This window comes from Euzebyales bacterium, assembly GCA_036374135.1.
Lineage (GTDB): Bacteria > Actinomycetota > Nitriliruptoria > Euzebyales > JAHELV01 > JAHELV01.
Genome location: DASUUK010000112.1, coordinates 75,825 through 97,279 on the forward strand (window position 1 = coordinate 75,825; position 21,455 = coordinate 97,279).

Genomic DNA, 21,455 nt, shown 5'->3' on the forward strand with positions numbered 1-21,455 from the left:
CGTGATGGCGTGCCGAGCGATCGGACCGCCGCACACCGATGCGACCGCTCGCAGTAACGTCCGGTCGACCCTAGCGGCGGAGGCACGCTGACGGCTTGCCCGTCCGGCCACCGTCGGGCACCCGACGGGCGACCCGCTCACCCCTGCACGGTGACGAGCCGCTCACCCCTGCACGGTGACGAGCCGCTCGAACAGCCGGGACAGCTCGGCCCCGGGATCCTCGGTCAGGCCGGCATGGATGACGCCGGGCTGCACCACGGTCGACCGCGGTGCCGCCAACCAGCGGAAGCGGGGCCCGATCGCCAGCGCCGCGGCAGGCCCCTCGCCCAGGCAGGTGGCGTCGATGGCCTCCAGCGCAGCCTCGACGGCCGCCACGTCGACGTCCGGGGCGAGCATGCGCAGCCGGTCCGGGTCGACGTGCCAGCGTGCGGCGAGAAAGCCCCTGTGCTGGCTGTACACCATGACGCCGACGTTGATGCACTCGCCGCGGTCGACCCGCGGGACGGCGCGCAGGACCACGTACTCAAACGGCGCGCGCGTCATGCGGGCGGCTCCGGCAGCCACGCGTCGCGGCCGCGCAGACGCGCCGCGAGGAAATCGACGTAGGCGCGACGCGTCTCCGCAACGCTCCCTTGCGCCCCGTCCGTGGCCAGCCAGACGTCGGGCACAAGGCCGACGACCTCCTCGAGCACGTCGGTGGTCACACGGGTCGCGAGGTCCGCGTCGGCCTCGGCGATCCCCCCGGCGTAGATCGCGAGGACGTGGTCGGCCGTGTCGTAGGGCTGCGCGGCGAAGCGTTCGGGCGTCGTCCACGCATGGTGGAAGTACAGGGCGGCGCCGTGGTCGATCGCCCACACGCGACCGTGCCAGACCAGCAGATTCGTGTTGCGCCAGCTGCGATCGACGTTCGCGACGAAGGCGTCGAGCCAGAGGATGCGCGCGGCGACCGCGCGGCCGGGGGCGAACGACACGCCGTCATAGCCCAGGGCGCCCGGCAGGAAATCGATCGCGAGGTTCAGGCCGGCGCTGGCGACCAACAGGTCGCGCACCTCGGGGTCGGCCTCCCGCCGACCGATCGCGTCGTCGAACGCGATGGTCTTGAGCTCCGGTACGGCGATGCCGAGGCGGCGCGCCAACTCGCCGACGATCACCTCCGCGACGAGCACCTTCGGGCCCTGTCCGGCGCCCCGGAACTTGACCACGTACGTGCCCCGGTCCTCGGCCTCCACGATGCCGGGCAGTGATCCGCCCTCACGCAGCGGTGTGACGTAGCGCAGGGCGACGGTCGACTCGAGCACCCGTGCAGCCTATACATCCGCGCTACGCGACCGGCCGCCGCCCGCTCGGGAGCCGTGTCGCCACGACGTGGTGGCCCGGTGGCGCTAGGCCTGCAGCGCCGCCGCCACCTCGGCGAGCCGGTCGCGGCGCAACCGGAACCACGCCCACTTGCCACGCCGCTCGCGATCGAGGATGCCCGCGGCCACCAGCTGGGACAGGTGGTGACTCGTGGTCGACTGCGACCGGCCGAGCAACTCCGGGAAGTCACACGCGCACACCTCGCCGTCCGCGGCCGTGGCGATGATCGACAGCAGCTGCAGACGCGTGGGGTCGGCGAGCGCCTTGAGGGTGTCCGCCAGCTCGGCGGCGCGATCGCGATCCATCGCAGCGGTCAGCGGCGGGCAGCAGGTGGCGGACACGATGTCCATGCCTTCATATTGACACCTGTCGATACGGCGCGCTATCATTTCGACAGTCATCGATCTGAAAGGTACCACACCATGCGACTCCAGCTCGCGCTGAACGTCGAGGACCTCGACGGTGCCGTCGACTTCTACAGCAGGATGTTCGACACCACGCCGACCCGCCGCCCCGGCTACGCCAACTTTGCGATCGACGAGCCGCCGCTCAAGCTCGTGCTGTTCTCCGACGCCGGCCCCGCCGGATCCATCAACCACCTGGGCGTCGAGACCGAGACCCCGGCCGAGGTCGTCGACGCCGAACAGCGGCTGTCGGGCGCCGGCCTCACGACGACCGGCGTCGACGACACCGAGTGCTGCTACGCCCAGAAGACCGAGACGTGGCTGAACGGCCCGGACGGCACGCGCTGGGAGTGGTACGTCCGCAAGGGCGACAGCGACCAGTTCACCAACGTGGTCGTCAACGCGGACGCGTCAGTGGCCGAGGGCTGCGCGTCGGGGTCGTGCACGTGCTGCTGATCGCAGGCGGCGACATCCCTGACCGGTCCACGGCGTCGCGTCCCGTCGCCGTGGACCGTCGTCGCCTGCATCGCCCGCCCGGTCACGGGCGGTCGGCGATGGGATAGATGCGCCGGGGTTGCCCGCTGCGATGCCCACGTAGATGCGGTCGGCGTCGGTCGCCGTCGCCACCGCGCATGAGGTTGCGCTCGTCCCGCCACGCGCTGAGGTGCACGTGGCTGCCGTTGCCCACCGTGCCCTCGATCGTCACCGGCGCGAACGACACGTCATAGCCATGACGGCGCGCCACACGTACGACCGTGGCGCGCAGCAGGCTGTGGCGGTCGGCGGCCTGCACCGGTGACGCGGGGGCGATCGAGATCTCGTACTGACTCGGCGTGTACTCAGGATGGATCTGCTGCACCGCGATGCCCTGCGCCCGGAGCACGGAGACCAGGTCGACCGTGAAGTCGCCTGCGTCGAACAGCGCGCGGGCGCCGTATCCGGGACCGCGGTGCGCGGGCCGACCGTCGGCGTCCAGCAGGTTGAACTCGACCTCGAACGCCGTGCGGAAGGACAGCCCGTCAGCGGCGGCCCGGTCGACGGCAGCCGACAGCGCCGCGCGGGGACAGCCCGACATCGGCTGCAGATCCTGCAAGTCCTGGTTGACGGGCGCCCACGCCCACCCGAGCGCGTCATCGAGCACCACCACGACGTTCGGATCGGGACGCAGCCGCATGTCGCCTGTTGGCGAGTCGAAGCCCGGACTGGAGGCGATCTGATCGTCGACCGTGAAGACGGTCGACACATAGGACATCCCGACGCCGTGGCGGACCGCATCGGCGAACCGTTCGACGGGGACGCCCTTGATCCGGGTCACGCCCGCCAGATCCACGAACGTGCAGGCCACGAGACGCACGCCAGCCTCGGTCAGCGCCGCCTGCGCCTTCCGCCGCAGCCGGGTCCGCCTCCGTGGTCCCCACCATGGCGCCGCAGGCCAGGCACGGCGCGCGAACCCTGTCAATCGGCATCGGACCGGCGGGCCGCGAATGAAAATGCGATCCGACCATTGCTGCTCCGACATGTTGGCAACGACCCGTCCATGCGGCACGCTCAGGACGGAACTGAAACGGCCCGGCCCAGGAGCCTCAGACGATGCGGATCGCACTGTTCGCCACGTGCCTGGCCGATACGATGTTCCCCGACGTCGCCAAGGCGACGGTGCGGCTGCTCGAACGCCTTGGCCACGAGGTCGTGTTCCCCCTCGAACAGACGTGCTGCGGTCAGATGCACGTCAACACGGGCTACCAGCGCGAGGCGCTGCCCCTGGTCCGCCGCTACGTCGACGTGTTCGAGCCCTTCGATGCGATCGTCGCACCATCCGGGTCGTGCGTGGGATCGATCCGTCACCAGCACGCCACGGTCGCGCGCAACTTCGGTGACGACGCGGTCGCCGAGCGCGCCGAGGCGTTGGCCGCACGCAGCTTCGAGCTGTCGGAGCTGCTGGTCGACGTGCTGGGTGTGGTCGATGTCGACGCACACTTCCCACACCGCGTGACGTACCACCCGACCTGCCACTCGTTACGGATGCTCCGGGTCGGCGACCGGCCCCTGCAACTGCTGCGCGCGGTCGCCGGCATCGACCTGGTCGAGCTCCCGGCTGCAGACGAGTGCTGCGGGTTCGGCGGCACGTTCGCGATGAAGAACGCCGACACCTCGACCGCGATGCTGGCCGACAAGATGCACAACGTGCTGGCCACCCACGCGGAGTTCTGCAGCGCCAGCGACAGCTCCTGCCTCATGCACATCGGCGGCGGCCTGTCACGCCTGCGCACGGGTGTGCGCACCGTCCATCTGGCGCAGATCCTGGCAGGGACCGAGAACCAGCCGTGGGAGGTGCCGGCGTGAACGAGAGTGGTCCGTTCCACCTTGGCGAGGACCCAATGACGCCGCCGGCACCCCGTGGTGTCGGGCACCTGCGCGGTGACGAGTCCTTCCAGACGGCAGCGCGCCTGGCTCTGGCCAACAGCCAGCTGCGGCGCAACATCGGCAAGGCCACCGGCACGATCCGCGCCAAGCGCGCCGACGTCGTCGGTGAGGTCGACGACTGGGAGGAGCTGCGCGAGGCCGGTCGTGCGCTGAAGGCATCGACCATGGCGCGCCTGCCGGAGCTGCTGACCCAACTGGAGGATCAGGTCACAGCGGCCGGCGGCACCGTTCACTGGGCTCGCGACGCGGTCGAGGCCAACACGATCGTCGCCGACGTCGTCCGGGCGACCGGCAGCGACGAGGTCGTCAAGGTCAAGTCGATGGCCACCCAGGAGATCGGGCTGAACGAGGCGCTGGCCGACGCGGGCATCACCGCGATCGAGACCGATCTCGCAGAGCTGATCGTCCAGCTCGGCGACGACGCACCGAGCCACATCCTCGTGCCGGCGATCCACCGCAACCGCGCGGAGATCCGCGAGATCTTCCTGCGCAAGATGCCGGGCGTCGATGCCGACCTGACCGACGAGCCGCGTCGGCTGGCGATGGCCGCCCGCGCGCACCTGCGTCGCAAGTTCCTGTCGGCCCGGGTCGGGGTGTCCGGCGCGAACTTCGCGGTCGCCGAGACCGGCACGTTGTCGGTCGTGGAGTCCGAGGGCAACGGGCGGATGTGCCTGACGCTGCCCGAGACGCTGATCACGGTCATGGGCATCGAGAAGCTGGTGCCCACCTGGCAGGACCTGGAGGTGTTCCTCCAGTTGCTGCCGCGGTCGTCGACCGGCGAGCGGATGAACCCCTACACGTCGATGTGGACCGGCGTGCACCCCGGCGACGGCCCCCAGGAGGTGCACCTGGTGCTCCTCGACAACGGCCGCACCGCGGCCCTCGCCGACGAGGTCGGACGCCAGGCACTGCACTGCATCCGCTGCTCGGCATGCCTGAACGTGTGCCCTGTCTACGAGCGCACCGGCGGACACGCCTACGGCTCGGTGTATCCGGGGCCGATCGGCGCGATCCTGTCGCCGCTGCTGACCGGAGTGGAGGACAACGCGTCACTGCCGTTCGCGTCATCGCTGTGCGGCGCCTGTTACGACGTGTGCCCGGTCAAGATCAACATCCCCGAGGTGCTCGTCCACCTGCGGGCCCGGCACGTCGAGGAACGGCGCGCCACCCGCATCGTCCCCAATGCTGAGGAACTGGCCATGGCCGCGGCAGGCTGGGTCATGGCCGACCCGCGCCGCTACGCCGCCGCGCAGCGCGCCGCCAGGCCGGGTCGCATACTCGCCGGGGGCCGCGACCGCATCCGCGCGTTACCGCCGCCGCTGTCGGCCTGGACGGCGAGCCGCGACGCGCCGAAACCCCCGACCGAGACGTTCCGCGACTGGTGGGTCCGCACCCGCGGCGGTGCCGGGGGCACGGCATGAGCTCCCGCGAGGAGGTGCTGGCGCGGATCCGTGCGGCGCTCGGTGACGACGCCGGCGCGCACGTCGATGTGGCCCGTGACTACGCGCGGGAGCGAGCCGATGCACCGACGGGCGACGCCCTGCTCGACCTGCTCGACGAGCGGCTGGTTGACTACCGCGCCCACGTTCGCCGGGCGACGACGGACGACCTCGCCGACGCGGTCGCTCAGGCGGTCCGCGACGGACTCGAAGGGTCCGATGCGGAGTCCGAACCGCGGATCGTGGTGCCGTCGGGCCTGCCCGCGGACTGGACGTCCGCGATCGATGGCGACGTGGTCATCGATGACGGCCTGTCGGTCGACGTCCTCGATCGCTGCGACGGGGTCGTCACCGCCGCTGCTGTCGCGGTCGCCGAGACCGGCACCATCGTGCTCGACGGATCGCCGGATCAAGGCCGGCGCGCGATCACCCTGGTCCCCGACCTGCATGTCTGCGTCGTCGCTGCGGACCAGATCGTCACAAGCGTCCCCGAGGGCGTTGCCCGGCTCGACCCGACCCGCCCGCTGACCTGGATCAGCGGCCCTTCAGCCACCAGCGACATCGAGCTCAACCGCGTCGAGGGCGTTCACGGCCCCCGCACGCTCCAGGTGGTGCTCGTGGCTGACTGAGGCGAGGGCGACGCCACGACGTGCCTTCCCTGGGAGCAGGTTCTGCCTACCCTGCCACCGGGTGATTGAGATGCGGCGTCCCCGACGTTCGATCCTGGACCGTCGACCCACCGGTAGGTTGATCCTGTGACCGACGACGACGCGCTGCAGGAGTACCTCGCGAAGCGGGACCTCGACGTGTCGGGCGAGCCGGGCGGTGGCGAGCCTGGCGACCATCCGCGATTTGTCACCCAGCGGCACGATGCGTCGAGCCTGCACTTCGACTTCCGGCTCGAGGTCGACGGCGTGCTCAAGTCATGGGCGGTGCCCAAGGGCCCGTCGACCGATCCGCGCGACAAGCGGTTGGCGACACCGACCGAGGACCGGCTGAATCGGGCGGGTCCGCGGTGGACCCTCCGGGTCTGTTGACATCGGCCCTACGCTGTGGCCGGGGTGCGGAGCCGACGAACGTTGCGGAGGCGGCGGGATGGCCCAGTCACCGGATCACGTGCACTCCGAGGAGTGGGCGCGGATCCTCGAGCACGGCGATCACTTCCGCCACCACCGGCGGTGGTTCCGGCTCCTGCCGTCGGACCCACGCTGCGAGCTGTGCCTCGCGCCGTTCTCCGGCGCCGGGGGCATGATGCTCCGCCTGGCCAGGGGCATCCGACCCTCGCGGCTCAATCCGCGGTTCTGCAACGACTGCGAGTTGCTGGGCGACGAGTTCCCTGGCGGCGCCGAGACCCAGGTCGCCATGCTCTTCGTCGACATCCGCGGGTCGACGACGCTCGCCGAGGACATGACCCCCGGAGCGTTCTCGGTCGTGATCGACCGCTTCTACCGTGGGGCGACCGACGTGCTCATCGATGCCGGAGCCTTGATCGAGAAGCTGATCGGCGACGGTGTGACGGCGATCTTCGCTCCGGGGTTCTGTGGCGACGCGTACGTGCGGCACGCGGTCGACGCCGGGCGGCGGCTGCTCGCGATCGGAGCCGACGCGTCGGACCGCCACGTCGCCGTGCAGGTCGGGGTCGGGGTGCATGCCGGTCGCGCCTTCGTTGGCGCCGTCGGGACGTCGGGAGGCATGACGACGATCTCCGCGCTGGGCGACACCGTCAACGTCGCGGCCCGGCTCGGATCGCTCGCCGGGCCCGGCGAGATGCTCGTCAGTGACGCCGCATACGCCGCCGCCGGCTTCGACGACGGACATCCCGCGCGACAGCTGCAGCTGAAGGGGCGCGTGGCACCGATCGGCGTACGGCTGATGACCGCGTCCCACGTCGGCTGACGGCCGTGGAGCCCATCCCGCCCCGGTCACGCAGGTCGGTCGTCACGTGAGTCGCACGGCCCGGCTGCTGGGCGTCAGGTCCGGCGATGTCGCCGTCACGCAGTGGCTCGTGGCCCTTTTCGCCGCGACCCAGGCGGGGCACGGGCTCGGCTCGAACACCGGTGACGCCCTGCTGTTCGTGCGCTACGGCGTCGCGTCGCTGCCACCGATGATCGCGCTGTCGGGCGTCACGGTCATGGTCGTCACCGTCGCCTACGCCGCCGCGATGAGTCGCGTGGGCCTTCCACGGCTGCTGCCGCCGGTCGCCTGGGGTCTGGCGTGCGCGCTGCTGGTCGAGCGGGCCGCCGTCGCGACGGATCGCCCGGTCGTCTACGCGGCGATCTGGCTGACCGAGCAGGTGGTCGTCCTGTTGACGTTCACGATGATGTGGGGCGCGGCCGGCGAGGCGTGCGACACACGTCAGGCGAAGCGGCTGTTCCCGCTGCTGGCCAGCGCCGGCATCGCCGGAGGCTTCCTCGGCAACCTGCTCACCGGCCCGCTGGCGGCGTTGCTCGGCACGGCCAACGTGTTGATCGTGCACGCGTTGCTCCTCGTCGCGGTCGGCCTGTTGCTCCGTGCGGTCGCCCGGCGCTTCTTCACATCGCCGCGCACGTCGTCCTCCGGTGCGCTGGACGAGCTCCGCGCCGGGCTGCGGGCGACCCGCGGCTCGCGCCTGTTCCGATTGACATCCGTCGCCGCGTTCGCGCTGTCGGTGCTGTTCTTCCTGGTGGTCGTTCCCTTCGCCGAGGTCGTCACCGACAGCTTCGGCAGCGACGCGCAGGTTGCGGGGTTCCTGGGCTACTTCTCGGCGCTCGCCACCGCGGCGTCCCTGCTGGTATCGCTGCTGCTGACCAACCGGTTGCTGCGCGTTGTGGGCGTCGTCGGCGCCGTGCTCGTCGTGCCGGTGCTGTACGGCATCGGGTTCGCGTTGTGGGCCGTCTCGTTCACGCTGGTGACCGCAGCGCTGGTGCGCGCCATGCAGTGGGTGGCGGTGAACGCCATCGGCGGCACAGCGTGGCAGGGGTTGTTCAACGTCGTGCGGCCACCAGTCCGCGGGCAGGTGATGGCCTTCGTGACGGCGGTGCCCACCCAGCTCGGCGTCACCGCGTCGGGGGTGGCGTTGACGCTGGGCATCGCCGACCTGCCGATCCAATGGCTGTCGCTCATCGGCGCGCTGACGGCCATCGCTACGACCGTCGTGGCCGTCCGCATGCGGCCCGCCTACGTCACTGACCTGCTCGCGGCGCTCCGCAGAGGCATCGTTGACGTGTTCGACGTCGCCGCACGTAGTCCCGCTCCGCCCGTGCCGGGTCGGGACGCCCGGCTCGCGCTGCGCGCGGCTGTGTCCGACGACCAGGTCGCCCGTCGGCGCAGAGCGGTGCAGCTGGTCGGGATCCTCGACGACCCACCCGTTGAGCTGCTGCTGCACGCGGCGACCGATGAAGACCCACAGGTGCGGGCGACCGCGGTGGCGCTGCTCGGCGACATCGACGATCCGCAGGCGGTTGAGGCCACGACCGCGGCGTTCACCGACGACGACGCCCGGGTGCGGCGCGCCGCGGTGGGGGCGGTCCGCCATGGGCCGCACGGCGGCGGGGTGATCTCGGCTGCGCTGTGCGACCCGGACCCGCTCGTGCGCGCGGCGGCCGCCGCGGCCGAGCGTGGCGACGCCGGTCTGCAGGTGATCGCCGAGCTGCTCGGATCCCCGGACGAGCAGCACCTCGTCGCGGCCCTGGACGTTGCGACCGCGTGGCCGGACGCGGCGGCGCTGCCCGCGATCGACGACCTGACGGCCGACAGTCGGCCATCGGTCCGGTTGCCGGCGGCGACGGCGCTGGCCGCGCGCGGCGTCGGAGCGCTCGCCACGATCCTGCCGCTGCTCGGCGACGACGACCCGCGTGTCCGCGAGGGCGTGGCCGACCTGCTGCGTGGACACCGCTCATGCACCGCCGAGCTGCTCACGATCCTGCGGGACGGATCAGCTGCGGCGCAGGCCGCAGCGGTCCGCGCGTTGCGGGGCGAGCCGGCCGCTCACGGGGCCATCGTCCAGTGGGCGATCCAGCGTGCGGAGCGGGCGGAGGCGATCCGCGGCTACCGGGCGGAGCTGCCATCGATCATCACCACGCCGGCGCCGAGCCGTGACTATCTCGACCGCGTGCTGGAGCTGCGCGCATGGCAGGCACTGCGCGGCGTGCTGCTCGCCCTGGAGAGCCTGGCGGGCGGCACCACGGCGCACCTGCTCACGCGTGGCGTGCGCGCCGGGGATCCGCAGGTACGGGCGCAGGCGATCGAAGCGATCGACAGCCTGGGCGACCGACCGCTCACACGGCATGTCCTCCCGCTCCTCGAGGACGACCCCGATCCCGTGTCGCCCGCCGGAAACGTGCTGACCTGGGACATCCTCGACGATCCCGACGTCTGGCTGCGCGCGCTCGCGGTGCGTGCCGCCGTCGACCACGTCGACGCGTTACGGTCCCTGGTGTCCGAACACGCGCGGCGCGACGGCGCTGCTCTGGTCGCCGATGCGCTGCGCGGTGACGAGGAGGTTGTCGTGACGCAGCACGACCGCTCCCGCGGCCTGATCGACACGATCCTGGCGCTGCAGCAGGTGCCGATGTTCTCAGACCTGCCTCCCGAGGACCTGCAGCACGTCGCCGGGCACTGCGCCGAACGTGTCTACGGGCCGGACGAGACCATCTACCACCAGGGCGACACCGGTGACGAGATGTTCATCCTCACCGACGGCCGGGTGCGCATCAGCCGCCAAGACGATGGCACCCGCACCCTCGTGCGCACCTACGGTCCGGGCGACCACGTGGGTGAGTTGTCACTGCTCCGCGGACGTCCGCGCGTCGCCGACGTGATCGCCGACAGCGACGGCGCGGAGGGTCTGGCCCTGGATGCGGACGCGTTCCGCGCGATCATCGAGGGTCGTCCGGAAGTGGCGATCGCCATGCTGGCGACATTGGCCGAGCGGCTCGGAACCGCTTGATCCGCCCGGCCACGTCCGCAACTCAGGTCGCGTCGCCTGCCGCGGCCTCGGCGTGACGTCGGACACCGGCGTCGAAGACGGCGAGGACATCGCTGTGCGCATCGCTCTCGAAGGCCGCATCGCCGCTGTCAGTGGGCAACGCGGCACGGATCGCCTGGACGGTTGGCTCGACCAGATCGGCCGCCGCGGTCCACTCGGGGATGGCCAGCCGGCGTCGTGCCCCGCGGGCGGCACCGATCAGCCGTGCGGCCTCCTCGAGATCACCGCGTGCTTCCGCCATCACGGCCATGACCTCGAGGCAGTAGGTCGCGGCGGTCACCGACCGGTCGACCAGCACGATGCCGGCGGCCTCGTCGAGCCGGTCGCGCGCCGCGTCCAGCCGGCCGTCGAGGGCGTCGACCAGCGCAAGGCCGTGCAGCGCCTGCGCGATCAACGGCCGGTTGTCGATGCGGCGTGCGCGGTCGAGCGACCGCTCCAGGTGCGCCGATCCTGCATCGCACTGCCCTGTCCCGGCCCGGACGACGCCCAGCACGGCCTCGACGATCGCCACGCCCCAGTCGTGGTCGATCGCGGCGTACCGCGCTGACGAGGTCTTCAGCGCCTGCACGGCCCCCACGACGTCACCGGCCTGCCAGCAGTGCAGGCCGAGGTAGAGGCAGCTGACCGCCGCTTCGAGGTCGAGCCCGTCGTCGTCGAAGACCTGCGCCGCCCGACCGAGCACATCCGCGAGATCCTCGCCTGCGGGCGGTTCGCCCACGACCACCAGGGCGACGTCGAGCAGCGCCCGCCCCGTGGGATCGAGGTCGGCGCGATGCCCGGCAATGGTCCGCATCCACTGCCGCGGTTCGTCGATCGCGTCACGGATGTAGTAGTAGACGAGGGTGTCCCAGACGAGCCGCAGGACGACCGTGATCTGCCCCAGTTCGAGGCCCGTCGCGATGGCCGCGCGCATGTTGGCACGCTCTGCGTCGAACCGCGCCGCCCACCGGCGTTGGCCGGGTCCGCACAGGTACGGCTGTGCTTCACGCCCCAGCCGGCTGATGTGGTCGAGGTGGCGGCGGCGCATGCGCGCGCCCTCGCCGCTCGCGTCGAGCCGTTCGCACGCGTAGGCGCGCACGGGTTCGAGCATGAGGAACCGCGGATCGTCGCCGACCGTCTGATCGCCCTGGATGACCAGGCTCTTGTCCAGCAGGCCCGCGAGCGCGTCGAGCACGTGGCCGTCCTCCGTCGCGCAGACGCGCTCGATGGCGTCCAGCGTAGCCCCGCCCTGGAAGACACTGATGCGCGCGAACAACGCCTGCTCGCGCTGATCGAGCAGGTCATGGCTCCAGTCCAACGTTGCGCGGATCGTCCGCTGGCGGTTGGGCAGGTCACCACCGGGGGTCGACAGGTCCAGGGCCGTGCCGAGGCGATCGAGCACGGACTGCGGCGACAGGAGGCGCAGTCGCGCGGCGATCAGCTCGATCGCCAGTGGGAGGCCCCCCACCCGACGGCACAGCTCGGCGATCACCTCGGCGTTGTCCGGGCCGAGCGCGAAGGGGCGGCTCAGGGCGCGCGCCCGGTCGACGAACAGCCGTACCGCCGCCGATCGGCCGACCGCGTCGACGGCGTCCCCGGGGTCGGGCACGTCGAGCGGCGCGATCGTGATCTCCCGCTCGCCCCGGATCCGTAGAGCCTGCCGGCTCGTCAGCAGCATCTGGACGCGCGGCGCGCGCTGCAGGAGCTGCGCCAGATCGTCGCCCACGTCGATGACCTGCTCGAGGTTGTCGAGCACGAGCAACACCGGCGCGTCGCCGAAGTGGGCGACGAGCGCGTCGACCGGACCGCGCGTGGTCGTACCGCGGACACCCAACTGGTCGGCGATCGTGGACATCACCAGCGACGACGCTGCGACCTGCGCCAGTCCGACGAAGTGCACGGGCTGACCGTCACCGCGCGCCGCCAGGCCGTGTGCCGCTTCGAGCGCGACGCGTGTCTTCCCGACGCCGCCGGGACCCGTGATGGTGAGCAGTCGTGCACCGCCATCGAGCAGCCTGGTGACCTCGGCGACGACCTCGTCCCGCCCGATCGTCGGCGTCAGCGGGATGGGCACCGGCGCGCGCGGTAGCGCCTCGGTGACCCGGTCGGTCGCGAACCGTTCGCTGAGCAGCACGGCGAGATCGCGGGAGACCAGCTCCTCCAACTCGTCAGGACCACTGAAGTGACGGTACGAGGTCCGGTCGCTGTCCCGGATGTCGTCGAGCAGCGCGATCAGCCGCTCCTCGCGGTCGGACGCAGGCTCCTTGAGGTAGACGAGCTGCGGCAATCCGCCTGCGAGCCGGTACTCGTCCTCGAGACCTGAGAGCGTCTCGCCCGGCGCCACCCAGCCATAGCGCTGCCAGTAGACGCCGACGAAGATGTCGCTCTGGGCCAGGTACGCGCGGTACAGCTCGCGCGGTGGGTGCGGCCGGGCACCCAGCTCGAACATCACCGGCGACAGCCGGAGCCGTTCGACCGCGCGGCGCACCGCGGCCCGTTCCGCTGCGAGTTCACCGAGCGTCGACGAGACGAAGACCCGCAGACGCTGATCAGGCGTTCGAATCATCGCCACACCTCACCCGTCCGGACGCCTAGGGTCGACGCCCAGGCGTCGGGATGCAAGTGCGCGGTGCGATGCGATGACCGCAGCGGGGTTGCAGCGGGGTCGCGGCGGGTGGCCTCACCGCCGCCAGGCGGTGGACGGCCCGCGACACCGTCTGCCACACTCCGGTCGGGACGCGGTGTCCGGTGTGCCGACCCACGGTCTGAAGGTGTGCCGATCGCCGAGGTGGCGCCGCGCCCGCGACGACCCGCTGCCGAGCGGTCCCGGAGGTGCCGATGAGTGACAGCGCGAACGGGATCGGCGGCCACGTGGTCCTCGAGATGGCCGACAGCACGCCGTACGCGTCGGTCCGCGGCCGCCCGATCCCACGGGAGCAGCGGCGGGCACTGGGAAAGGCCCTGCGCCGGGAGGCGCCACGCTCGTCGCTCGCGGACTGGTCGGCGCCGCCCGACCGTAGGGATCCCGTCGACCTGATCGACGAGAACCACAAGGGCCGCATCGACTGGCTGGTCCCCGTGCGGGTCGGGCGCATGACCGCGTCGCCGTACGGGTTCCTGCGCGGCACAGCGATCGTGATGGCCCACGACTTCGCGCACCTGCCGGCGACGGGCATCACGCCGGTCATCGGCGGGGACGCCCACTTCGGCAACTTCGGTTTCTACGCCTCGCCCGAGCAGCAGCTCGTGCTCGACATGAACGACTTCGACGAGGCCCACCCCGGGAGCTGGGAGTGGGATCTGCGCCGACTGGTCGCCAGCATCTGGGTCGCCGGGCGTGGGAACGGTGACGACGAGGACCAGTGCGCCGAGGCGGTCACCGCGTGCAGCGCCGCGTACCGCGAGCACATGTGGCAGCTGTACGAGCAGCCGTTGCTGACCCGTTCGTTCCAACGGCTCGACCGTGACCAGCTCACCGAGCTCGCCGACACCAAGGCGTTGCGCAAGCGCATCACCAAGGCTGCCAAGCGGGCGCGCAGCCGCACCAGCGACCGCGCGCTGCCGCGGTTCACCGAGGATCAAGGTCACCGTCGCCGGATCGTCGAGGAGCCACCGCTGATCACGCGGCTGTCGGACCTCGAGCGTGAGGACCTGGGTGAGGCGCTCGACCGCTACCTGCTGACCCTCGCGCCGCACTGGCGACGACTGGTCGGCGGCTACACGCTGGTCGACGTGGCGCACAAGGTCGTGGGCGTGGGCAGCGTCGGGCTGCGCGCCTACGTCGCGCTGCTGGAGGGCTCCAGCCCCGACGACGTCATCTTCCTTCAGCTCAAGCAGGCGCGCCGGTCGGTCATCGCGCGGTTCGTCCACGGCGACCGTGCCTGGCACGACCACCAGGGGCAGCGGGTCGTCGAGTACCAGCAGGCGTTGCAGACGGTCAGCGATCCGCTGCTCGGATGGACGACGGTCGACGGGCGGCAGTTCTACGTGCGGCAGTTCCGCAACATGAAGGGCCGGATCCGCATCGACGAGATCAAGCCGCAGGCGATGGCCGACTACGCCGCGATCTGCGGGCGCCTGCTCGCCAAGGGTCACGCGCGCACCAGCGGCGCGTCGATGATCGTCGGCTACCTCGGCAGGTCCCACAAGGTCGACGCGGCGCTGTGCACCTTCGCCTGCGCCTACGCCGACCAGACCGAGCGCGACCACGAAGCGCTGGTCAAAGCGGTGGCCGCGGGGCGGCTGGTGGCCGAGCGCGGCATGTGACGGTCCCTGCCCGTCGAGGAGCCCGACCCGCGCGCCGGAGATCGACGCCCGGGTCGGACGTCGGCATCCGGTCCGATGCGTGGCGGTCCGACGTCGGGTCGGTCACGCCCCGCGGTGCAGGCGGTCCGCCGCGCGCAGCAACGGCAGCGTGAACGTGACGAGCACGGTGGTGACGACCGGCACGACGACGCCGGCCCCGATGCCGTCAACGAGCACCCCGGTCAGCGCGGTGAGACCGACCGCGCCGACGTTGAACGCCAACAGCTGCCAACCGGCGATGCGCTCCGCACCGGCGGCACCGACGCGGGCGGAGGTCTTCGCGAACAGCGTCGGCACGACCGGCGCCAACGCCACACCCATGATCCCGAACGCCAGGACGGCGACCGGGTCCGGCAGGGCCGGAAGCACCGCGAGCGTGCTCAGGACGGCCGCGGCAACGACGCCGGACGACGCCAGTCCCCACCGCTCGATGAGCGCCGCGATGCGCGGTCGCGACATGACCAGTCGCACCGCCGTGCTGCCGCCCCAGAAGGCCGAAACCGCCAGTGCTGCGGCAGCGGCCGTCACGCCGCGGGCCTCGGTCAGCCAGGCGTACGACCACTGGCCGAGGGTGACCTCGACGGCGACGGCGGCCACGAAGACGCCCACCGACACCGCCACGCGCCGGCGCGGCGGCGACGCCTGTCGGGGCACGACGCGCGACTGCCCACCCGCCGGAGCCGGCCACGATGTACGCGCCTGAACCGCGACGGCCATCGCGGCGATCGTAGCGACCACCGCCGCACCCAGCGCCGACCGCCATCCGGGCAGCGTGGCGACGACCAGCGGTCCGACGGATGCGCCGACGCCGAACATGCCGTGCACCAGCCCGGCGTCGGCGACGTCACCCCGCGTGCTGAGGTACAGGGCGACCAGCGAGTCGACGACGCCGCCCGTGAACGCGAGCGCAACCGTCGCGGCGAGGAACAGCGACCATGTCGGCGCCAGTGCCAGCGCCGCGCCGGAGGCGGCGAGACCCACCAGTCCAGCGACGAAGGCTCGTCCCATGCCCACCCGCCGCGCGATGGGGCGACCGCTCGTCGCTGTGAGCAGGCGCACCAGTCCATAGGTCGACGTGACGACCCCGAGCGAGCCGAGCGACCGGCCGAGCTCGAGCCGCGCGTCGGGCCACACCACGCCCAGCATCCCGAGCGGCAACGCGATGGCCAGGAACGTCGCCGCCGCCGCGAGCGTCGCAGGCCGCGCGACGTGGGGGACGCGACGCGGACGCCGGAGCGACGGCTCGACGAGAGGGGTGGCGACAGGGGCGGCGGTCGTGGACATGGCGGCGCTCCGACAGGGGCTACGGTACGCCGGACGGGTGGCCGGCTGCTCCGCAGTGTCGTGCGCCGCAGATGGCGGCCCATCCGTGGCGGCTGCCCATGTCGGGGCGAGCGGATCACCCAGATCTCAGTAGCGGTCGAGCTGCACCCACGCGCGGAGACCTCCGTGCACGCCCCTGCGGTCGGCCCCGGGTTGGCTGTGACCGCCGACGTCAATCGATGCGCCCGGGCGTCTCGGGGACCGGCAGTGGCAGACGCAGCCGGAACCGGGAACCGTGCCCGGGCGACGACTCGACCTCTGCCGTGCCGCCGTGCGCCTCCGCGATGCCGGCCACGATCGCCAGGCCCAGTCCGGACCCGCCGCTCGTGCGCGCACGAGCCGGATCCGCACGGTAGAACCGCTCAAAGACGCGTCCCGCGACCTCGGCGGACATGCCGGGGCCGTCGTCGACGACCTCGGCCACCGCCGAGGATCCATCGCGCCGTACGGCGACGTCGATCGTCGCGTCCGGTGGCGTGTGCGTGCACGCATTCGTCAGCAGGTTCGCCAGCGCCTGCTGTAGTCGGGCCTCGTCACCGACGACCTGGACCGGGTCAGCGGTGCAGCTGATCGACCGCGACGGATGCGCGGCCGAGGCGTCGCGGACCGCGTCCAGGGCCAACCGGTCGAGCCGCACCGTGCGGTGCCGCAGGGGACGGCCCTCGTCGAGCTTGGCCAGCAGCAGCAGGTCGTCGACCAGGTCGCTCATGCGCGCCGCCTCCTGTTCGACGCGGCGCATGGCGTCGTCGATCGCGTCGTCCTCCGCGAGGGCGCCCGCGCGGTACAGCTCCGCATACCCACGCACCGAGGTCAACGGCGTCCGCAGCTCGTGTGATGCGTCGGCGACGAACCGCCGCAGACGATCTTCGGATGCGGCCCGCTCGGCGAACGCGTGCTCGATCCGGCCGAGCATCGTGTTGAGCGCGTCGCCGAGTCGCCCAGCCTCGGTCCGCGGATCCATGGCGGGCACCCGCTCGGACAACGCGCCGTCGGCGATCGCCTCGGCCGTGGTCGTCATCGTCGCCAACGGCCGCACGCCGTGGCGCAGCAACCACCACGCCACCACCACGAGCGTCACCAGCACCGCGACCGTCGCCACCGCCAGCACCACGACCATCCGTGCGTACGTCGAGTCGACCTCGCGCAGCGGGCCGCCAATGACGACGATCGGCTCCCCCCGGCCGGTGGCGTCAACCGCCACCAGGCGCCAGCCGTCCCCGTCGGCGGACTCGGCGTCGAACGGCACGACGTCGTCGCCGGGTGACGCCGCCTCCGCCACCGCGTCGGGCGCCGGCTCGGGCAGTGCCTGCGCCGACAGCGGATCGCCGAGCACCTCGACGATGGTGCCGTCGGCGGCCGCGAGCCCGATGTAGTACTCGCTCAAGGCCGGGTTGCCCGACCGCGGCGGAGCGATGCGGCGCGGGCCGCGTCGCCCGTCGGCGCCGGGCCGCCCGGGTGACGGGTCCGCGATGCGTTCCGCGGCCACGGTCAACTGCCGGTCGAGCCGGTCCAGCAGGAACGAACGGAACGTGGACGCGAGCGCGACGTCGGCGACGAACAGCACGACCGCGACCGCGGCGCACGCCAGCAGCAGCCGCCGCCGCAGCGACACCTACGTCACCCGCAGCGTGTAGCCGACGCCGCGGACCGTGTGGATCAACGGCGGGTCGAACCTGTCGATCTTCTTGCGCAGGTAGCTGATGTAGGTCTCCACGACCGTGTCGTTGCCGCCGAAGTCGTACTCCCACACGTGATCGAGGATCTGCGCGCGCGACATCACGCGACCGGTGTTGCTGAGCAGGAACCGCAACAGGTTGTACTCGGTCGGCGACAGATCGATCACCTCGCGCGCACGACGCACAACATGGGCATCGTCGTCCATCTCGAGGTCGGCTAGCGTCAGCTTGGACGCCCTGGTCCGGCCGCCGCTCCGGCGCAGCAACGCCTGGACCCGCGCGACGACCTCCTCGAGGCTGAACGGCTTGGTCACATAGTCGTCCGCGCCGAGCGTCAGGCCGCGGACCGCCTCGTCGCTGCCATCGCGCGCGGTCAGGAACAGCACGGGCGTGTCGATGCCCTCGTCGCGCATCCGACGGCAGATCTCGAAACCGTCGACGTCGGGCAACATGACGTCGAGCACGACAAGGTCCGGCGGCTGCGCGCGCACGGTCCGCAGTGCGCTCCGGCCGTCGGACGCGACGTCGACATCGAAGCCGAAGTGGCGCAGGGCCGACCGGAGCAGGAACGTGATGTTCTCCTCGTCGTCAACGACCAGGATGCGGGACGCGGGCGTGGTGGTCATGGTCCAGATGATGCATCGTCTGCCTGGGAGTTGGCTGTGAACCGGCTGAGCAGCCGCTGACTGCGGGGAGTCAGGTGCGGGCCGCCTGTTCGCTGGCCGTGGCGTCCTGTGCCAGCGCCGGCACGGCCACGCCCAGCAGCAGTACTGCCGAGGCGCCGGCGCCGGCGCCGGCGAGCCATCTGGTGGTCGATCTCATGGTTGTCACCGCCTTGTCGTTGCTCGACCGGAGCCACGATCAGGGCGGCACCTGGTAGGAGGCTGGCAACGGATCGTGGGTTCGGTGGGAGCCATGGCACGGCACCCCGGCATCCGAGCACGCCGACGGGCCACCCGTCGGTGGTCGCCCGATGAGGGTCGTGGACCTCAGATGCCGACGAGTTCCAGCTCCAGCCAGGCGGCCAACCGCTCGATCTCTGCACGGACCGCGTCGGTGGTCGCCGCATCGAACGGCACGTCCTTGTGGACGGCGTGCACCTCGAAGACCCCACGCCTGCGGTCGGCGCGGGCGTCGAGCTTGCCGACCAGCCGGTCGGCGTGCAGCACCGGCATCGCGAAGTAGCCCCATCGGCGCTTCGCCTTCGGCTTGTACATCTCCAGCACGTACTCGAAGTCGAACAGCTCGAGCGCCCGCGTGCGGTCATGGACGAGGCGGTCGAACGGCGACAGCAGTGCGGTCCGCCCCTCGAACGACCGGTCCAGCAGCTCCGGGTCGACCCGCCACGTCCCGGACACGCCGTCGATGGTCGCCGGCTCACCGGCCTCACCAACCGCGTACGGCTCGCCCGGCACCGTCCGGGTCGCCTCCCGCGCGACGCCGAGTGCACGCAGACGTCGCGCGTCACGCTGTCGGCGCGCCTCATCGGACGGCACCGCGGTGACATCGTCGGGGTACACGCGCTCGGCGAGATCCCACACCCGCTGCCGACCGCGGCGGCCGGAGATCGCGACCTCACCGCGCATCATGAGGAACTCCAGCATCTGGGTCACGTTGCGGTCGTGGGTCCAACCCGTCGAGGACCACGGCTGCACGCAGCTGTCGGGGATGTCCCGCGACAGCAGCGGGCCCGAGGACCCGAGCAGATCGAGCACGTCGCGGCGGAACCGGTCGTTGGCCTCCAGCCACGTTCGTGCCCGCTCGTACCGCGGCCATTCCGCCATGTCGGCGAGGTACAATCCGAGGTCGCACATCGGCCGCACCATCGCGTCGAGCTCGTACAGGGTGCGGTGCTGCTCCAGCGCGGCCCGCAACTGCTCGGGTTGGTAGGACGAACCCAGCCTGCTCCACGCGACGAGGTCCGCGCTCGGCGCGACCGCCGCCGTCGGATCGATCTGCAGCAGCGTCAGATGCTCGACGGTGGCCACGAGATCGGTCGGACGGTCTGCGCTCAGCAGCTGGGCGTGCACAGCAAGGCGCCGGGCCTGCGCGCGGTCGAGGACGTGAACGGTCACGACGACGAGCGTACGTGGCGAGCCGATGCACCGGACCGTCACCGGCCCGCCGCGGCGGTGGCACCATCGGTGCATGCAGCGCATCTCGACGACCGTGGTCGCGCTCGTCGGCGCGGATGCCGCCCGCCGCGCCCACGAGGTCGGCGCGTACGCCAACGTGCTGTCCGTGGTGCCGGAAGACGAGGGTGCGCTCCAGCGGGCGACAACCGCGTGGGCCGGCGCGACGAGGTCGTCGCGAACCTACGTCGTGCACGACGCGGACCCGCTCGCGGCGGTCGCACATCACTGGGTCGCCCTGTTCGACGGCACCGGCCTGCGGGGCGACCTCGAGACCGCGGTCGTCGACGTCACCGCCCGCTGGCGCAGCCGTTCCGTCGAGCTTCCCGACTACTACCTCGACTAACGCTCGGACCGGTCTAGCGGTGTGACCAGCGGTTTCGCCGGTCGCACGCCACATACTTGCATAGCATGCCGTACTAGGTCAAGATATCGGCGATGCTCGACGCTAACGACCTCCGCGCCCTCCTCGACTCGTGGCTGCTGCGGATGGCCGCCGAACGCAAGAGCGAGAAGACCCGCGCCGTGTACCGCGCCGGCGTCGAACAGTTCCTCGACTGGTGCCACGACCAGGACATCGCACCCGCGCTCGACCCGGACACCGTCGCCGCGTTCACGAACCACCTGCTCGACAACGGACGCGCACCCGCCACCGCCCGGCTGCGGCAACTCGCCGTCCGCCGGTTCACCGCGTGGCTCGCTGACGAGGACGAGATCGACCACGACCGGCTCGTCAAGGTCAAACCGCCCCAGCTGGACACGACCGTTGTCGACGAGCTCGACGACGACCAGCTCCGCGCGCTGATCAAGGTGTGCGCCGGGAAGACGCTGGCGTGCAAACGCGACGAGGCGATCATCCGGTTTATGTGCGAGACCGGCGCCCGCGCCGGTGAGGTCATCAACATGACCGTCCACGACGTCGACCTCGCCCGCGGGCTCGCGGTCGTCCGACGCGGCAAGGGCGGCAAAGGCCGACACGTCCCGTTCGGACCGGCGACCGGCGCGGCGATCGACCGGTACATGCGCGCCAGACGCCGTCATGTCCGCGCTGACGGGCCGACGTTGTGGCTGGGCGAACGCGGCTACGGGTTCGCGTACGACGCGCTGTGGCGCAGCCTGAAGAAACGCGCGAGGGTCGCGGGCATCACACCGTTCCACCCGCACATGCTGCGGCACACGTTCGCCGGCCGCTGGCTCGACGCAGGCGGATCCGAACAAGGGCTCATGGTCACCGCCGGCTGGTCACGCCGCGACATGATCGACCGGTACAGCCGCGCAACGTCCGAACGCAGGGTGGCCGAGAAGCCCGCCGGCTCGGGTTAGGCGACCTGTGACCCACGAGTACCGCGACATGATGGCGCGCCGTGGGATCTTCTCGTTCGACCAGCAGCGTGTGGAGCTTGAGGCGATCCACGCCGGCAAACGACGTCTGATGGTCGACCTTCGATGCG

Annotated in this window: 20 protein-coding genes; 10 read left to right on the top strand and 10 right to left on the bottom strand. The window is 71.5% G+C overall.

Annotation, left to right across the window (positions count from 1 at the left end; all coding sequences use genetic code 11):
* Nucleotides 1-162: 162 nt before the first annotated feature.
* The 3 genes from VFZ70_17875 to VFZ70_17885 form a co-directional block, all read right to left on the bottom strand.
* The gene (locus VFZ70_17875; GenBank protein ID HEX6257684.1) at nt 163-543 is read right to left on the bottom strand and encodes a DUF3037 domain-containing protein; all 381 of its coding nucleotides are present in this window, start codon (nt 541-543) and stop codon (nt 163-165) included.
* Entirely contained in the window at nt 540-1,298 is a 759-nt protein-coding gene (locus VFZ70_17880) for a HipA family kinase (GenBank protein HEX6257685.1), read from the bottom strand. Before VFZ70_17880 ends, VFZ70_17875 begins: the two co-directional genes overlap by 4 nt.
* 84 nt (nt 1,299-1,382) lie before the next feature.
* The gene (locus tag VFZ70_17885; protein ID HEX6257686.1) at nt 1,383-1,706 is read right to left on the bottom strand and encodes a metalloregulator ArsR/SmtB family transcription factor; all 324 of its coding nucleotides are present in this window, start codon (nt 1,704-1,706) and stop codon (nt 1,383-1,385) included.
* A gap of 72 nt (nt 1,707-1,778) precedes the next feature.
* Between VFZ70_17885 and VFZ70_17890 the strand changes: the two genes are divergently transcribed.
* Nucleotides 1,779-2,216, top strand: coding sequence for an ArsI/CadI family heavy metal resistance metalloenzyme (locus VFZ70_17890; GenBank protein ID HEX6257687.1), 438 nt, complete (start codon nt 1,779-1,781; stop codon nt 2,214-2,216).
* A gap of 82 nt (nt 2,217-2,298) precedes the next feature.
* Here the strand turns inward: VFZ70_17890 and VFZ70_17895 are convergent, their stop codons facing one another.
* Entirely contained in the window at nt 2,299-3,114 is an 816-nt protein-coding gene (locus VFZ70_17895) for a hypothetical protein (GenBank protein ID HEX6257688.1), read from the bottom strand.
* A gap of 236 nt (nt 3,115-3,350) precedes the next feature.
* Here VFZ70_17895 and VFZ70_17900 point away from each other — a divergent pair, with 236 nt between their 5' ends.
* The 6 genes from VFZ70_17900 (at nt 3,351) to VFZ70_17925 (ending at nt 10,550) form a co-directional block, all read left to right on the top strand.
* Nucleotides 3,351-4,103, top strand: coding sequence for a (Fe-S)-binding protein (locus VFZ70_17900; protein HEX6257689.1), 753 nt, complete (start codon nt 3,351-3,353; stop codon nt 4,101-4,103).
* Complete coding sequence (locus VFZ70_17905; GenBank protein HEX6257690.1) at nt 4,100-5,605, top strand: LutB/LldF family L-lactate oxidation iron-sulfur protein; 1,506 nt, start codon at nt 4,100-4,102, stop codon at nt 5,603-5,605. The genes VFZ70_17900 and VFZ70_17905 overlap by 4 nt, the downstream gene beginning before the upstream one ends.
* The gene (locus VFZ70_17910; GenBank protein HEX6257691.1) at nt 5,602-6,252 is read left to right on the top strand and encodes an LUD domain-containing protein; all 651 of its coding nucleotides are present in this window, start codon (nt 5,602-5,604) and stop codon (nt 6,250-6,252) included. The genes VFZ70_17905 and VFZ70_17910 overlap by 4 nt, the downstream gene beginning before the upstream one ends.
* 126 nt (nt 6,253-6,378) lie before the next feature.
* Nucleotides 6,379-6,660 carry a DNA polymerase ligase N-terminal domain-containing protein gene (locus tag VFZ70_17915; GenBank protein HEX6257692.1) on the top strand — a complete coding sequence of 94 codons (282 nt, stop codon included), beginning with the start codon at nt 6,379-6,381 and terminating at the stop codon, nt 6,658-6,660.
* 58 nt (nt 6,661-6,718) lie between these two features.
* Nucleotides 6,719-7,519: an adenylate/guanylate cyclase domain-containing protein gene (locus VFZ70_17920; protein ID HEX6257693.1), complete on the top strand. Its 801-nt coding sequence runs from the start codon at nt 6,719-6,721 to the stop codon at nt 7,517-7,519.
* A gap of 46 nt (nt 7,520-7,565) precedes the next feature.
* On the top strand, nt 7,566-10,550 hold the full coding sequence (locus VFZ70_17925) for a cyclic nucleotide-binding domain-containing protein (protein ID HEX6257694.1): 2,985 nt from the start codon (nt 7,566-7,568) through the stop codon (nt 10,548-10,550).
* Between the two features lie 22 nt (nt 10,551-10,572).
* Here VFZ70_17925 and VFZ70_17930 read toward each other — a convergent pair whose 3' ends face one another.
* Nucleotides 10,573-13,134 (bottom strand): DUF4062 domain-containing protein, encoded by a 2,562-nt coding sequence (locus VFZ70_17930; GenBank protein HEX6257695.1) that lies wholly within the window; start codon nt 13,132-13,134, stop codon nt 10,573-10,575.
* A 272-nt stretch (nt 13,135-13,406) separates the two neighbouring features.
* Here VFZ70_17930 and VFZ70_17935 point away from each other — a divergent pair, with 272 nt between their 5' ends.
* Entirely contained in the window at nt 13,407-14,834 is a 1,428-nt protein-coding gene (locus VFZ70_17935; protein ID HEX6257696.1) for a DUF2252 domain-containing protein, read from the top strand.
* 102 nt (nt 14,835-14,936) lie between these two features.
* Here the strand turns inward: VFZ70_17935 and VFZ70_17940 are convergent, their stop codons facing one another.
* The 5 genes from VFZ70_17940 to VFZ70_17960 form a co-directional block, all read right to left on the bottom strand.
* Nucleotides 14,937-16,157: an MFS transporter gene (locus VFZ70_17940; protein ID HEX6257697.1), complete on the bottom strand. Its 1,221-nt coding sequence runs from the start codon at nt 16,155-16,157 to the stop codon at nt 14,937-14,939.
* Between the two features lie 211 nt (nt 16,158-16,368).
* A complete protein-coding gene (locus VFZ70_17945; GenBank protein HEX6257698.1) occupies nt 16,369-17,808 on the bottom strand; it encodes a HAMP domain-containing sensor histidine kinase in 1,440 nt (479 codons plus the stop codon).
* Nucleotides 17,809-18,498 carry a response regulator transcription factor gene (locus VFZ70_17950; protein ID HEX6257699.1) on the bottom strand — a complete coding sequence of 230 codons (690 nt, stop codon included), beginning with the start codon at nt 18,496-18,498 and terminating at the stop codon, nt 17,809-17,811.
* Between the two features lie 70 nt (nt 18,499-18,568).
* Nucleotides 18,569-18,694, bottom strand: coding sequence for a hypothetical protein (locus VFZ70_17955; protein ID HEX6257700.1), 126 nt, complete (start codon nt 18,692-18,694; stop codon nt 18,569-18,571).
* Between the two features lie 167 nt (nt 18,695-18,861).
* Nucleotides 18,862-19,947: a crosslink repair DNA glycosylase YcaQ family protein gene (locus tag VFZ70_17960; GenBank protein HEX6257701.1), complete on the bottom strand. Its 1,086-nt coding sequence runs from the start codon at nt 19,945-19,947 to the stop codon at nt 18,862-18,864.
* Nucleotides 19,948-20,020: 73 nt separating this feature from the next.
* On the opposite strand from VFZ70_17960, the gene VFZ70_17965 reads away from it, so the two are divergent.
* Nucleotides 20,021-20,350, top strand: coding sequence for a hypothetical protein (locus tag VFZ70_17965; GenBank protein ID HEX6257702.1), 330 nt, complete (start codon nt 20,021-20,023; stop codon nt 20,348-20,350).
* Nucleotides 20,351-20,442: 92 nt separating this feature from the next.
* Nucleotides 20,443-21,327, top strand: coding sequence for a tyrosine-type recombinase/integrase (locus VFZ70_17970; protein HEX6257703.1), 885 nt, complete (start codon nt 20,443-20,445; stop codon nt 21,325-21,327).
* Nucleotides 21,328-21,455: the final 128 nt, after the last annotated feature.

Excerpts from the sequence above, each read along its gene's own strand:
- VFZ70_17900 (HEX6257689.1), top strand. The coding sequence starts at position 3,351 with ATGCGGATCGCACTGTTCGCCACGTGCCTGGCCGATACGATGTTCCCC.
- VFZ70_17920 (HEX6257693.1), top strand. The coding sequence starts at position 6,719 with ATGGCCCAGTCACCGGATCACGTGCACTCCGAGGAGTGGGCGCGGATC.
- VFZ70_17910 (HEX6257691.1), top strand. The coding sequence starts at position 5,602 with ATGAGCTCCCGCGAGGAGGTGCTGGCGCGGATCCGTGCGGCGCTCGGT.
- VFZ70_17955 (HEX6257700.1), bottom strand. The coding sequence starts at position 18,694 with ATGAGATCGACCACCAGATGGCTCGCCGGCGCCGGCGCCGGCGCCTCG.
- VFZ70_17970 (HEX6257703.1), top strand. The coding sequence starts at position 20,443 with ATGCTCGACGCTAACGACCTCCGCGCCCTCCTCGACTCGTGGCTGCTG.
- VFZ70_17885 (HEX6257686.1), bottom strand. The coding sequence starts at position 1,706 with ATGGACATCGTGTCCGCCACCTGCTGCCCGCCGCTGACCGCTGCGATG.
- VFZ70_17935 (HEX6257696.1), top strand. The coding sequence starts at position 13,407 with ATGAGTGACAGCGCGAACGGGATCGGCGGCCACGTGGTCCTCGAGATG.
- VFZ70_17930 (HEX6257695.1), bottom strand. The coding sequence starts at position 13,134 with ATGATTCGAACGCCTGATCAGCGTCTGCGGGTCTTCGTCTCGTCGACG.
- VFZ70_17890 (HEX6257687.1), top strand. The coding sequence starts at position 1,779 with ATGCGACTCCAGCTCGCGCTGAACGTCGAGGACCTCGACGGTGCCGTC.
- VFZ70_17965 (HEX6257702.1), top strand. The coding sequence starts at position 20,021 with ATGCAGCGCATCTCGACGACCGTGGTCGCGCTCGTCGGCGCGGATGCC.
- VFZ70_17875 (HEX6257684.1), bottom strand. The coding sequence starts at position 543 with ATGACGCGCGCGCCGTTTGAGTACGTGGTCCTGCGCGCCGTCCCGCGG.
- VFZ70_17950 (HEX6257699.1), bottom strand. The coding sequence starts at position 18,498 with ATGACCACCACGCCCGCGTCCCGCATCCTGGTCGTTGACGACGAGGAG.
- VFZ70_17940 (HEX6257697.1), bottom strand. The coding sequence starts at position 16,157 with ATGTCCACGACCGCCGCCCCTGTCGCCACCCCTCTCGTCGAGCCGTCG.